Source organism: Mesorhizobium sp. M0208 (genome assembly GCF_040322015.1).
GTDB lineage: Bacteria > Pseudomonadota > Alphaproteobacteria > Rhizobiales > Rhizobiaceae > Mesorhizobium.
The window spans coordinates 13,872-26,892 of record NZ_JAMYSP010000042.1 but is presented as its reverse complement, the minus strand read 5'-3'; the positions used below and the strand labels follow the sequence as shown (position 1 = coordinate 26,892).

Genomic DNA, 13,021 nt, shown 5'->3' with positions numbered 1-13,021 from the left:
GCACCCGTCACCCCTGCTCGGCCTGGATCCGGTTGTAGTCGTGGATCGTCCTGCTCAGCCGGCGGCGCAGCAAATTGGAAATGTTGTCGAAGATGAAAACGACGAGCAGGACCAAGAGCACCATGTAGAAGACATTGGCCCAGTTGGAGTTGGTGCGCATCGCTTCCCAAAGCTTCAGGCCGATCCCGCCGGCACCGACGGCGCCGATGATCGTCGCGCCCCTGGTGTTGGATTCCCACTGATAGAGTGTCTGGCTGATGAAGACCGGGATCACCTCCGGCAGCACGCCATAGCGCTGCACCAGCAAGCCGTTCGCGCCGGTCGACTGGATGCCCTCGCGTGGCTTGTCGTCGATGTTCTCGAGGCCTTCCGAATAGACTTTGCCGAGCGTGCCGATCTCGGTGAAGAAAATCGCGGCGCTGCCGGCCAGTGGGCCCGGGCCGAAGGCGCGGGTGAAGAACAGCGCCCAGATCAGCATGTCGACCGATCGCATGAAATCGAAGAACCGCTTGAGCACCTGGCTGAGGAGGCCGCTCGGGGTGATGTTGCGGGCGGCGAAAAAGGCGAGCGGGAAGGCGACGATGCCGCCGAGCAAGGTGCCGAGAAACGCCATGACGATGGTCTGGAACAGCTTCGTCCAGACGTCGCCATGCTGCCATTGGGCGTTGTTCCAGATATTGTCCGCGGCCAGCGCAATGTTCGATGTGCCCGGCTTGAGCTGGGGTCCGGACATCAGCAACGAGACCACCTCGCCGGGCGACTTGCCGAAGAAGGGCGAGCGTGTGTCGAAGACGAAATTCGCCCAGCCGAGGAAGCGCTTGCGGACCTTGACGCGATCGACGGTTATGCGAACCTCGCCGGCAAAGCCCATCCGGGCGACGATTTCATCGTCATGCGCGGTGATCCAGTCCGGCACCGGGCCGGTTATCACCGGCTTGCCGCTGGTCAACGACACCGGCACCGCTTGGCCATTGGCGACAAGCGTTGCCTCGGCCTTGTCGAAGGTGACGGATTTGGCTCGGCCTTCGATCAGAACGGTGTAGGAGCCGTTGGCATTGGCGATGACCCAGTCGGGATGCGGGTCTTCGCCAAGTGCAGAAAAACGCGGGTATTTGGGTGTGATCTGAGGCTGATCGAGACGGAATTCCGGCTGCAGATCGTAGCTGATCCATTGCGTCAGGAAGAGCGGCAGTCGCTCCCAATGCGATTCCCTCAGCACTTGCGGCAGGCTGAAGAACCACAAGGCATAGACGAGGTAGAGCAGGATGCCGGCGAACAGCACCAGCGGGCCGAAGCGTTTGTACAAGGGCCGTCGGAACACTTGGGGAAAGCGCTCCTCTATCGCCTGCATCTCATCGGCGGTCATCGCGGCCATGGGCAGTCTTCTTGTTGATTTGCCATGATCTTTTCCAAAAACCGGAATCCACTTTTTGGGATCATGGTCAGGCGCCCATCATGAAGGCCTGCTCGCCGACGAGCTTGCGACGAAGCCAGGCGGAGAACTGGTCGACGAGGAAGATGGTGGTAAACAACAGCAGCACCAGTGCCAGCGTCTTGGCGCCAAAGCCGCGTGAGATGGAGAGCTTCAGCTCCTCGCCGATGCCGCCTCCGCCGACCGCGCCGATGATGGTCGAGATACGGACATTGATCTCGATCCTGAGCAGCGCGTAAGACATGAAATTGGGCAGCACCTGTGGCAGGCCGGCGAAGCGCACGCGCTCGAACCAGTTGGCGCCGACCGCGCGCAGGCCTTCGTCGGCGCGCATGTCGATGTTTTCGTTGATCTCGTAGAAGAGCTTGCCGAGGGCGCCGATCGAATGCAGGCCGATGGCGATGATGGCCGCGACCGGGCCAGTCGAGAGGATGGCTGCGAACAGGCCGGCAATGACGATCTCGGGGAAGGCGCGAAGCAGTTCCATGAAGCGCTTGACGACGAGCCTGAGCACCGGACTGGGTGTCAAATTGCGCGCGGCGATGAACGAGAACGGCACCGCAAAGACGAAGCCGATGAAAGTGGAAACCAGCGCCACGTTGAGCGTGGTGAGCATCAGCTCGAAATATTCGGGTAGGTAAAAACCGCCCCAGAGATAAACGCGGCCAAGCGGGAAGTTGAACTCCTGGCTGCCCTTGTCGTGCGGCGATGCGATGTCGAACAGCGCCCGCCAGACGTCGTTCCAGTCTTTGGGAACAAGCCAGCTAAGGAAATCCAGTATGTGCGGCAGCCGATCGAAGAAATGTCCGGCATTGGCCTCGTCGGCAAACCACATGGCTGTGCACATGGCGATAAGCAGCAAACCGATGCCGAGCGCCGTGTAGAACCGGCGCAAGGACGTCTGCCGTCGCCAGGAGTCGGCTGTCCGCCGGGTCGCGTCTGAACGGATCGTGGCTGAGATGGTCATGATCGGGCATGCAAAAAGGGCGGCGCTGGTAAGGCCGCCCTTTGCCACCGCATTCAGCCGCCGATCGCGGCTTTGCGGGCTTCGACGATGACGCTGTAGAAGTCCGGCTTCACAGGAACGTAGCCAGTGAAATCGCCGCCTTCGATGGCCTCGAAGCAGGGCTTGTCCTTGGCCGGCAGGCTGGTGAAGAAGTTGGCGAGCTTGGCGCTCATATCGCCACCGAGCGCGGTGCGCACGACCAGCGGGCCGTTCGGGATCAGGCCGGAGCGCCAGACTTCGACGAAATCGTTGGGGTCGACGGCGCCCTTGGCGACTTCCTTGTGGAAGGTGCCGGAGGTGTAGCCGTTCTTGAAGTCGCCAATGCCCGAGGAGTCGTCAACCGCAACATCGACCTTGCCGTCGCGAACGGCGAGGAGGTTGTTCTCGTGGCCGCCATTGAACTGGGTCGAGGCGAAGAAGGTTTCGTTCGAGGCGCCGGTGTCCTTCGGGATCTGGGTCAGCGGGATCAGATAACCGGAGGTCGAATCCGGGTCGGCATAGCCGAGCTTCTTGCCCTTTGCCGACTTGATGTCGGTGATGCCGGACGACTTCAGCGCCAGGCCGATCGAATAATAGCCGGTCGCGCCGTCGGTCTGCTGGGTGGTGAGGATCGGGGTCACGGCGTTCGGATCCTTGAGGTAGACGCTGGCATAGCCTGACGCGCCAAGCTCGGCGAAATCGAGGGTGCCGCCGAGCAGGCCCTGGATCACCCCGTCATAGTCGGCGGCCGGGAACAGCGAGACCTTCTCGAAGCCGAATTCGGACTTCAGGTGATCGGCGAGGCACTGAAAGTTGCGCAGCCGGTCCGCTTCATTTTCACCACCAAGGATGCCGATGCGGAATTCCTTGATATCCTGGGCGTGAGCGGCACTTGTTGCGATGGCGAGCAATGAAACCGCGCCAAAAACCATCTTCCTGAACATTATCTCTCTCCTGTTGGTTCCGGCTTCGCGCCGGAGCGTTCGAACTTTTGACGAGTGCCTTTGACGCGGGCGGGCGATCAGGCCGTTCTCAGTAGCCAGGGAACACGGGCTCGAGCGGTCCGGCGGATGCAGCGATTTTCTGTTTGACGGCGACACTGGTCGAAGTGATGGCCTCGGAGATTTCGCCGCCATTGCTGTCGGCGCCGTAGACCATGCGCACGGCCTCGCGGTTGAGGTCTTCGGGCGGGCCGTCGAAGACAACCTTGCCGGCGGCCATGCCGATGATACGGTTGCAATAGTTGCGGGCCGTATCAAGCGTATGCAGATTTGTGATGACGGTGATGCCTTCGCGCAAATTGATGTCCTGCAGCGAATCCATCACCACCTTGGCGTTGAGCGGATCGAGCGAGGCGATCGGCTCGTCCGCCAACAGCACCTTCGGCTGCTGCATCATGGCACGCGCAATAGCAACGCGCTGCTGCTGGCCGCCGGAAAGCGTGCCGGCGGGCTGCAGTACGGTGCGGGCGATGTCGAGACGCTCAAGGGCGGCAACAGCCTCGGCGCATTCACTGCGCGAGAACATGCCGAAGAGGTTGGACAGCGTCGAGCGGTGGTTGAGCCGGCCGAGCAGCACATTGGTCAGCACGTCCAGGCGCGGCACCAGATTGAACTGCTGGAAGATCATGGCGCAGTCGCGCTGCCATCGCCGGAGCGGCGAGCCGCGCAACCCGGAGACCTCGACGCCGTCGAACAGGATGGATCCCTGGCTGGGATCGATGAGGCGGTTGATCATGCGCAGAAGCGTCGATTTGCCGGCGCCCGAACGGCCGATGATGCCGACCATCTGACCGTGCGGGATCGCGATGTCGACATTGCTGACGGCGGTGTTCTTGCCGAACCGGCGGGTGACGCCGCGGATTTCGAGCGTAGCTGACATGGTGCAGGCTCCAGTCCAATCGCAATTGAAGGTCTGTTAACCCTCGCTAGCGCAGCCGCATGAACCTGCGGTGTCGGAACGATGTCAGTTTTGTTACTGCCCACAGGTACGCCTCGCCCGGGGAATTCATCCGCGCGCCTTTGGATCAGCCCAGGACAAGAAGCTCCTCGAAATGCTTCATGTCCTTGAAGCTGCAAAATGCCGGAGGCAGCAGCTCGATCACTGGAGCCTGACGGACGGCAGCGAGAGGCAATCATCGAATAGTTGTTGCCATTGCGTTATCCTTTCATCGTCGAGACGGCGGATCTGATAGGCGAAGGTTATGTGGAACGTGTAGCTGTCGTGGTCGGGATGCCGATATCCGAAGGGCGCCGACAAGGCATCGCGTCATGCGCGCAGGATACGCACGTCCTCATCGGTTGCGCCGGCAACGGTCAAGCCCGTCGGCACGACATCGACAACCCTGATCTTGAAGGCGCCGCGGCCTTCGAAGCCGTTCAGGCGTTCCTGATAGAGGCGGGTCATGTCGTCGATGCTGGTGTCGAGGGGCGCATCCTCAGGCCAATAGGGAGCCGGCGCCGATATTCGATGATGTCCTGGAACAGCGTCATGTGCAGGCTGGAGAGGCCAGCCGGTCGGTATCGGGCATGGCGCGCATCCGCTCACGCACTTCGACCACCACTGCCTCGGACGGCGAGCCGTCGACGAGATGGCAGACGACCGTGTTGCCGGGCTCGGTCAGGAAATTGCCAGAGGTGTCGTAGCGCCTGCCGAGATGCAGCGGAGGGGTCGGGTTCGAGCCGGCAAAGTATCCGGCGAGCGAAGGTTTGACTGAAACAGGCATTGCGATCTCCAGAGGAAAGGCCGCGTTCTGCCCCGACGATGTGTCAGGGACATGAAAACCGTGCCAAGAAGTAGAATATCAAAGGCAGGATTCGCCAAGCGATGCTGCCGGGGTTTGCACATCATCAAGATTGAAATAAAGATTCAAACTCGTATCAAAGAGAGGCTGCCTAATTGCTACGTTGGCGCCAGTGGTTGCGGCTGTATGCTGCAGGGGTAGTCGCTGCGATAAGTTTCACAGTGGCCCTGGTTTTGATGTCCGTATATCGGGTTGGTAGCTTGAACCATCCAATATCGGGATACTTGTACAATTATGCAAATGGGCGCGACGCGGCCATTATTCTAATGATTCTCATTTTTTTAATTGCGCTAGTTACGATAAATTTTGCAAATAAGATTGAGGAAAAAACCAAATCGCTTGTAGATATTGGTTATGACAAAAAAATTATAGAACTTATCAGGTTTAATCAGACTGGTGGTGCTATTCTTATCACGTTAGGATTTCTTTCTATTATTTTGGACATTTGCCCGAGCGGCTGACTTATTCGGGACGTCAACCCCCATGCTTCTCCAAAAACTGATTGGCCGACAGTTCCCGAAAATCGTCGAGCGCGGCGCGCAGCCGGGCGTGGTCCCAATCCCACCAGGCGAGCGCCTGGTAGCGCTCCGCGGTGCGGCGGTCGAAGCGCTCGCGGATCGGCTTGGCCGGCACGCCGCCGACGATGGTGTAGGGCGCGACGTCCTTCGACACCACGGCACCCGCACCGACCGCGGCGCCATCGCCGACGGTGATGCCGGGCAGGATGGTCGAGCCGTGGCCGAGCCAGGTGTCGTGGCCGATGGTGACGCGCTTGGCGCGGCGCTGGGCGAAGAATTCGCTCTCGTGCTCGGCGTCGTCCCAATAGTCCGAGGCGCGATAGGTGAAATGGTGCAGCGTCGGCCGCCAGGTCGGGTGGTTGGTGGCGTTGATGCGCACATTGGCGGCGATGTTGGCGAATTTGCCGATCGTCGCGCACCAGACGCCGCAGTCCTGCATCATGTAGGAATAGTCGCCCAACGCACTTTCCGAAATCCGGCAGCGCTCGGCGACTTCGGTCCAGCGGCCAAGCGTTGAGTTCTCTACTTCCGCCGTCTCGTGGATCAGCGGCGCCTCCGACAGTTTCCTCGTCATGCGGCGATTTTTCCGGCGGCGAAGGCGGTCACGTCGATTATACGGTCGGCCACCGCCTCGCGCACGTCGTGGTCGTGGAAGATGCCGAGCAAAGCGACGCCCGCCGCCTTCTTGGCGGCGATCAGGGAGATCACCACGTCGCGGTTTCTGGCGTCGAGCGAAGCGGTCGGCTCGTCGAGCAGCAGGATCGGATGCTCGGTGATGAAGCCGCGCGCGATGTTGACGCGCTGCTGTTCGCCGCCGGAGAACGTCGCCGGCGGCAGCGCCCAGAGTTTTTCCGGCAGGTTCAGCTGCGCCAGCAAGGCACGTGCCTTGCCGCGCGCGACCTCACGCTCCTCGCCGCGCTCGACCAGCGGCTCGGCGACGACATCGAGCGCCGAGACACGCGGCACGGTGCGCAGGAACTGGCTGACATAGCCGATGGTAAGCCGGCGCACGGCAAGCACGGTGCGCGGGCTGGCAGTTGCGAGATCGATCAGCCCGCCCTCGTGCTGGACGATGATCTGGCCTTCATCGGCGGCATAATTGCCGTAGAGCATTTTCAGGATCGAGCTCTTGCCGGCGCCGGACGGGCCGCCGAGCACCGAGCATTCGCCGGCCCTGATCGCGAACGAGACGCCAGCGACCACCGGCAGTTTGATGCCGTCGCGCAGATGCATGGTGAAGCTTTTGGCGACGTCGGAGACAACGAGCGGGGTTGCCATCAGAGGGTTCTCCAATCGTCATTCGTCTGCGGGCCAACACCCCCCTCTGGCCTTCCGGCCATCTCCCCCTCAAGAGGGGAGATGGGCTGTCGCATTCGGTTTCGCCATTCTCCTGTGTCGCAGAACGGGCGGGACATAAAAGCTGCTGATCTCCCCTCTTGAGGGAGAGATGGCCGGAAGGCCAGAGGGGGGTACGCCGGAGCAATCATCGTCATACCTGCAGAATCGAGGAGACAAGCAACTGGGTGTAGGGGGCGCGCGGATCGTCGAGGACGCGGTCGGTGAGGCCGCTTTCGACGACGCGGCCGTCCTTCATCACCATCATGCGCTGCGACAGTAGACGTGCCACCGCAAGGTCGTGCGTGACGACGATGGCCGCCAGACCCAGATCGGTGACCAGGCCGCGCAACAGATCGAGCAGGCGCGCCTGCACCGAGACGTCGAGGCCGCCGGTCGGCTCGTCCATGAACACCAGCCGCGGCCCGGTGACGAGGTTGCGGGCGATCTGCAGGCGCTGGCGCATGCCGCCGGAAAAGGCGCGCGGCTCGTCGTCGATGCGGTCCTCGTCGATCTCGACGCGCGACAGCCAGTCGACCGCCGTGGCTCGGATTTTTCCGTAGTGGCGGTCGCCGACCGCCATCAGCCGCTCGCCGACATTGGCGCCGGCCGACACTGTCATGCGCAGACCATCGGCGGGGTTCTGGTGGACAAAGCCCCAGTCGGTGCGCATCAAAAAGCGGCGCTCGGCCTCGCTCATGCGGTAGAGCTCGCGGAATTGGCCATCGCGCATGCGGTAGCTGGCGGTGCCGGAGCTGGGCAGTAGCCTTGTCGACAGGCAGTTGAGCAAAGTCGTCTTGCCGGAACCGGATTCGCCGACGACAGCCAGCACTTCGCCCGGCCACAGATCGAAGGTGACGTTCTCGCAGCCGACGCGCGAGCCGTAGAATTTGGACAGCGCAGAGACGCGCAGCAGCGGTTCGTCGGTCATTGCGCCGGCTCCGTTTTTTCCAGGGCAAGAGGGGTTTCAGGCGCAAGGTGGCCGCGATGGCCTTGCTCGCGCCGCTTCTCGCAATGGTCGGTGTCGGAACAAACGAACATGTGGCCGCCATGGTCGTCGAGGATAACTTCGTCAAGATAGACGTTCTCGGCCGCGCACAGTGCGCAGGGCTGGTCGAAGGTCTGCACCTCGAACGGATGGTCCTCGAAGTCGAGGCTGACCACGTCGGTGAAGGGCGGCAGTGCATAAATGCGCTTTTCGCGGCCGGCGCCGAACAATTGCAAAGCCGGCGAACGGTGCATTTTCGGGTTGTCGAATTTCGGCGTCGGCGACGGGTCCATCACATAGCGGCCCTCGACCTTGACCGGATAGGCATAGGTGGTGGCGATGCGGCCATGTTTGGCGATGTCCTCGTAGAGTTTTACATGCATCAGGCCATATTCCTCCAGCGCATGCATTTTGCGCGTCTCGGTCTCGCGTGGCTCGAGGAAGCGCAGCGGCTCGGGGATCGGCACCTGATAGACCAGCACCTGACCCGCACTCAGCGGATGCTCGGGGATGCGGTGGCGAGTCTGGATGATGGTCGCCTTCGCCGTCTCAGTGGTGACAGCGACATTGGCGACCTTCTTGAAGAAGGCGCAGATCGAGACGGCATTGGTGGTGTCGTCGGCGCCCTGGTCGATGACCTTGAGCACATCGAGGGGGCCAATGATCGAAGCGGTGACCTGCACACCGCCGGTGCCCCAGCCATAGGGCATCGGCATTTCGCGCGAGGCGAACGGCACCTGATAGCCAGGGATGGCGATGCCCTTGAGGATCGCCCGGCGGATCATCCGCTTGGTCTGCTCGTCGAGATAGGCGAAGTTGTAGGTGGCGATGTCGGTTGGTTGTGCGGTCATTCCGCGGCCTCTCTCTTCTCTTCGGCCTTGCCGGCGTTCTCGCGGGCGTCGTGCTCGGCGCGCATGCGGCGCACGAGGTCGAGCTCGGCCTGGAAATCGACATAGTGCGGCAGCTTCAGATGCTCGACGAAGCCGGTCGCCTGGACATTGTCGGAATGCGAGATGACGAACTCCTCGTCCTGGGCGGCGGCGACGACATCCTCACCCAACTCCGCCGCCCGCAGCGCGCGGTCGCATAGCGCCATGGCCATCGCCTTGCGCTCGCTCTGGCCGAAGACGAGGCCGTAGCCGCGGGTGAATTGCGGCGGCGCCTTGGCCGAGCCCTTGAACTGGTTGACCATCTGGCACTCGGTGACGCGGATACTGCCGAGCGGCACTGCGAAAGGCAGTTCCGGCACGTCGAGCTCCAGCTCGACCTCACCGATACGGACCTCGCCGACGAAGGGATGGTTGCGCGCATAGCCGCGCTGGGTGGAATAGCCGAGCGCCAATAAAAACCCCTCATCGCCGCGCGACAACGCCTGCAGGCGGATGTCGCGCGCCATCGGGAATTCGAGCGGCTCGCGGGTGATGTCGCCGGGGACATGGTCTTCAGGCATGTCGCCGTCGGATTCGATCAGGCCCTCGCGGGCGAGGATGGCCGACACGCGCGGCATGGCTTCCGGCTCGCCTGCACGCTGCTCCGGCTCGGCGACTTCGCCGCCTGCGGCAAGCTCGGGATCGAGCAGCCGGTGGGTGTAGTCGAAAGTCGGGCCGAGCAACTGGCCGCCGGGCAGGTCCTTGTAGGTCGCCGACACCCGCCGCTCGACCAGCATCGTGCCGGTGTCGACCGCCTTGGTGTAGCCGAAACGCGGCAGCGTGGTGCGATAGGCGCGAATGAGGAAGATCGCCTCGATCATGTCGCCGCGCGCCTGGACGATGGCGAGTGCCGCCAATTCCCTGTCGTAGAGCGAACCTTCACTCATCACCCGGTCGACGCCGAGCGCCAGTTGCTCGACGATCTGGTCGAGGCGAAGTGCGGGCACCGAACGATCGCCGCGCCGGCGGTCGGCGAGCAGTTTGTGGGCGTTGCGAATGGCCGCTTCGCCACCCTTTACCGCGACATACATCCTATGCCTCCATCGTCTTGATGCGCGTCGTGCGCGGCAGGCAGGCAATTGCTTCGGACGTGGCGAGGATGATGTCGATGCCACGCGGAAAGCGCTGGTTGTTCTGCTTCCATTGCTCGACAAAATGGCGCGGCATTTGCGCCGGCGCAATCGTCGCCGTCTTCTCGATGCCCGGGCCTTCGAGCAGCAGCGGAGCGCCGGAGACAAGATCGCTGATCTCGAGGATCAGCGTCGTGGAGCGATCGGGATAATCCTGGGTGCCTTGCGAAAACCCGTCGAGCGCCATCATCTCGGCCGGCGTGGCGATCAGCGCGAAATGCGCGTCGGCCGGGGTGTTGGCCAGCGGCGCGCCGGTATGGAAGCCAAGCCAGGATTTCACCGTCGCTGAAGCCTGCAAGGCGGGGTCGAGCCAGAGCGGCGTGTCGTTATCGCACAGCGCCAGCGCAATGGCGCCCGCGGTGGCTGACAGCGGCGTCGGTGGACGGGTAAAGACCGGCAGGGGCTGCAGTGTGCCCGGCCGGGCCATCGCGTCCATCACTGCCCGGAAGACCGTCTGGGCGTCGAACACCGGATCGGCAAAGCCGCCTTCGATCGCTTGGGTTACGATGTCCATCAGTCTTCTCCGCGTACCATGGTGAAGAAATCGACCTTGGTCGCCGCCGTCTCGGCGCGGCGCTGGTCACGGGCCTCGGCCAGTGCCGCCTGCAAGGGCGCGACGAGCCTGGTCTCGACCTCGTTGCGGTGAGCCGGGTCCTGCCACAGCGCATCGGCGATTGCCGCCAGCCTTGCCTTCTGCTTGTCGCGGCCGAGCGCATAGCAGTGGCCGACCTGTCCGGAGGCGAGCCGGACGGTGGCGCGGGTGACCGTCGTCTCGCCAACGTTGAACGGCGCGCCGCCGCCACCGATGCGGCCACGCACGGTGACCAGGCCGGTTTCGGGGCCGCGCAGGAGTTCCGCCTCCGAAGGCAGGCCGGCTTCGTTCCACAGACGGACGATATCGTCGCCGGTCGATTGCGCCAGCGTTGCCATAACGGCCTTGCGCCCAGCCTGATCGCGGGCTTCCTGTCCTCGCATGGTTAACATTCCCTTGCATCGAAATTTGTCTATTGATATAGACAATTATACAAATTATACCTATTATCTAATGCGTGTCTATGACGGGTGCATGACAAGGGCGAGAAGAGGGGGCGCAAAGGTTGGGGCAGAAAATGATCGGACAAGCCAACAGCATCGAGCGGCGCAGCGGTGTCGCGCTGTGGCGGCAGATCGCCGATCAGATACTGCATTCGATTTCCGTCGGCGATTTTCCCGAAAATGCGGCGTTGCCGCCGGAGGTGGCACTTGCCGAGCGCTATGGCGTCAACCGCCACACCGTCCGCAGCGCCATTGCAGCGCTGGTGCAGGAGGGTGTGCTCAGGGCAGAGCAGGGGCGGGGCACCTTCGTGCTGTCGCGCAGGCGGCTGTCATATCCGATCGGCGCCCGCACCCGCTTTTCGGAGGGATTGCAAGGACAGGCGTCCGACCGGCATATCACCTTGCTTGCGTCATCGGTCGAGCCTGCCAACCGTCGTGTGGCAGAGAGCTTAGGCCTTGCAAAGGGGGCCGACGTGATACGTCTGGAAACGCGCGGCGAAGCCGATGGAATGCCAGTGTCCCGCGCTGCCGGCTGGTTCGATGCCAGGCGCTTTGCCGGCATCGATGCTGCCATGGCGGAAACCGGTTCGATCACCGCATCGCTGGCACGTTTTGGCATTGACGACTATCTGCGGCAATCGACGGTGTTGTCGGCGCGCCATGCCGATGCGGCCGACCTTGCGGACCTCGACCTGCAGCCCGGCGCCATCGTGCTGGTGACGGTCGCCGTCAACGTCACGCCCGACGGTCAGCCGATCCAGTTTTCGGAGTCGCGCTTCCCGGCCGAGCGGATCGAGCTCAAACTGTCGGCGCTTTGAGGTGCGCCAGCATCATGCGACCTGGATAACGGCCTTGATCAGGCCGGACTTCTCATGCGCCCAGCGGGCAAGATCGTGCGGCGTTTCGCCAAGCGTCGTGCGGTGCGTGACGAGCTTTGCCAACGGCACCGCGCCGTTGCGGATCGAGGCGGCGACATGGTCGAAATCGGCACGCAGCGCGTTGCGGCTGCCGATCAGCATCATCTCGCGCTTGTGGAATTCGGGATCGGAAAAGGCGATGTCGTCCTTGACGACGCTGACCAGGACCAGCGCCCCGCCATGCGCGACATGGGCGAAGGCCGACTGCACCGACTGGGTGTTGCCGGTGGCATCGAAAACCATGTCAAAACCGTCGCCGTCGGTTGCTTGCCGCACCAGGTCCGCAGCAGCGCCCTGCGAGCCGTCGAGGGTCGCGAAGCCGAGTTCGCTTTCGGCGAAACCCAGCCTCTCCGCACTCATGTCGAGCAGCGTCACGTCGAGCCCGGCGATGCGGGCGAACAGCGCCGTGCCGAGCCCGATGGGGCCGGCGCCAATGACCAGCGTGCGCGCACCTGGATCAGCCAGCGAGCGCCGCACGGCATGCGCGCCGATCGCCAGGAATTCGACGGCAGCAGCATCGGCCAGCGACAAGCCGTTTGCCGGATAAAGATTTTGCGCCGGCACCAGGATTTGCTCGCACATGGCGCCGTCGCGGTGGACGCCGAGCACCTCGATCTTAACGCAGCAATTCGGCTTGCCTTGCCGGCAGGCGATGCATTTGCCGCAGGCGAGATAGGGATTGACGACCACCGGTTCGCCGATTGCCAGATCGACGCCCTCACCAACCTCGATCACGGTGCCGGAAACTTCGTGGCCCATGATGCGGGGATAGGCGAGGAACGGGTGCTTGCCTTCGAAGATGTGATAGTCGGTGCCGCAGATGCCGACATGGCTGACGGCGACCAGCGCCCAGCCGGCTGGCGGCGCGCCAGGCGCCGGACGATCTTCGAGGACAAGTTCGCCGGGCGAGCGGCAGACGACGGCTTTCATGCTTCAATCCAGTCGGTTC

The 13,021-nt window shown here is 62.9% G+C and carries 13 protein-coding genes and 1 pseudogene; 1 reads left to right on the top strand and 13 read right to left on the bottom strand.

Annotated elements, in window-relative coordinates; translation table 11 throughout:
• Positions 1 to 7 precede the first annotated feature (7 nt).
• The 12 genes and pseudogenes from phnE (NKJ17_RS28685) to phnG all read right to left on the bottom strand — a co-directional run bounded on the left by phnE (NKJ17_RS28685) (position 8) and on the right by phnG (position 11,095).
• Positions 8 to 1,375, bottom strand: coding sequence for a phosphonate ABC transporter, permease protein PhnE (gene phnE, locus NKJ17_RS28685; RefSeq protein WP_352506655.1), 1,368 nt, complete (start codon positions 1,373 to 1,375; stop codon positions 8 to 10).
• Between the two features lie 67 nt (positions 1,376 to 1,442).
• On the bottom strand, positions 1,443 to 2,399 hold the full coding sequence (phnE, locus tag NKJ17_RS28680) for a phosphonate ABC transporter, permease protein PhnE (RefSeq protein ID WP_352506654.1): 957 nt from the start codon (positions 2,397 to 2,399) through the stop codon (positions 1,443 to 1,445).
• Between the two features lie 53 nt (positions 2,400 to 2,452).
• A complete protein-coding gene (phnD, locus tag NKJ17_RS28675; protein WP_352476349.1) occupies positions 2,453 to 3,361 on the bottom strand; it encodes a phosphonate ABC transporter substrate-binding protein in 909 nt (302 codons plus the stop codon).
• A gap of 88 nt (positions 3,362 to 3,449) precedes the next feature.
• A complete protein-coding gene (gene phnC / locus NKJ17_RS28670; protein ID WP_352506653.1) occupies positions 3,450 to 4,298 on the bottom strand; it encodes a phosphonate ABC transporter ATP-binding protein in 849 nt (282 codons plus the stop codon).
• A gap of 145 nt (positions 4,299 to 4,443) precedes the next feature.
• Positions 4,444 to 5,142: pseudogene (locus NKJ17_RS28665) on the bottom strand (DUF1868 domain-containing protein).
• 552 nt (positions 5,143 to 5,694) lie between these two features.
• Complete coding sequence (locus NKJ17_RS28660) at positions 5,695 to 6,312, bottom strand: DapH/DapD/GlmU-related protein (RefSeq protein WP_352506652.1); 618 nt, start codon at positions 6,310 to 6,312, stop codon at positions 5,695 to 5,697.
• Entirely contained in the window at positions 6,309 to 7,016 is a 708-nt protein-coding gene (gene phnL / locus NKJ17_RS28655; RefSeq protein WP_352506651.1) for a phosphonate C-P lyase system protein PhnL, read from the bottom strand. Before phnL ends, NKJ17_RS28660 begins: the two co-directional genes overlap by 4 nt.
• Positions 7,017 to 7,227: 211 nt before the next feature.
• Positions 7,228 to 8,004: a phosphonate C-P lyase system protein PhnK gene (gene phnK, locus NKJ17_RS28650; RefSeq protein WP_065009749.1), complete on the bottom strand. Its 777-nt coding sequence runs from the start codon at positions 8,002 to 8,004 to the stop codon at positions 7,228 to 7,230.
• A complete protein-coding gene (locus NKJ17_RS28645; RefSeq protein WP_352506650.1) occupies positions 8,001 to 8,912 on the bottom strand; it encodes an alpha-D-ribose 1-methylphosphonate 5-phosphate C-P-lyase PhnJ in 912 nt (303 codons plus the stop codon). The genes phnK and NKJ17_RS28645 overlap by 4 nt, the downstream gene beginning before the upstream one ends.
• Positions 8,909 to 10,021 carry a carbon-phosphorus lyase complex subunit gene (locus NKJ17_RS28640; RefSeq protein WP_352506649.1) on the bottom strand — a complete coding sequence of 371 codons (1,113 nt, stop codon included), beginning with the start codon at positions 10,019 to 10,021 and terminating at the stop codon, positions 8,909 to 8,911. Before NKJ17_RS28640 ends, NKJ17_RS28645 begins: the two co-directional genes overlap by 4 nt.
• 1 nt (position 10,022) lies before the next feature.
• Complete coding sequence (gene phnH, locus NKJ17_RS28635; RefSeq protein ID WP_352691127.1) at positions 10,023 to 10,634, bottom strand: phosphonate C-P lyase system protein PhnH; 612 nt, start codon at positions 10,632 to 10,634, stop codon at positions 10,023 to 10,025.
• A complete protein-coding gene (phnG, locus tag NKJ17_RS28630) occupies positions 10,634 to 11,095 on the bottom strand; it encodes a phosphonate C-P lyase system protein PhnG (RefSeq protein ID WP_352691125.1) in 462 nt (153 codons plus the stop codon). The genes phnH and phnG overlap by 1 nt, the downstream gene beginning before the upstream one ends.
• Positions 11,096 to 11,229: 134 nt before the next feature.
• Here phnG and phnF point away from each other — a divergent pair, with 134 nt between their 5' ends.
• Complete coding sequence (gene phnF / locus NKJ17_RS28625) at positions 11,230 to 11,973, top strand: phosphonate metabolism transcriptional regulator PhnF (protein ID WP_352506646.1); 744 nt, start codon at positions 11,230 to 11,232, stop codon at positions 11,971 to 11,973.
• 12 nt (positions 11,974 to 11,985) lie between these two features.
• On the opposite strand, the gene NKJ17_RS28620 is transcribed toward phnF, so the two are convergent.
• A complete protein-coding gene (locus tag NKJ17_RS28620; protein ID WP_352506645.1) occupies positions 11,986 to 13,002 on the bottom strand; it encodes a zinc-binding alcohol dehydrogenase family protein in 1,017 nt (338 codons plus the stop codon).
• Positions 13,003 to 13,021 lie beyond the last annotated feature (19 nt).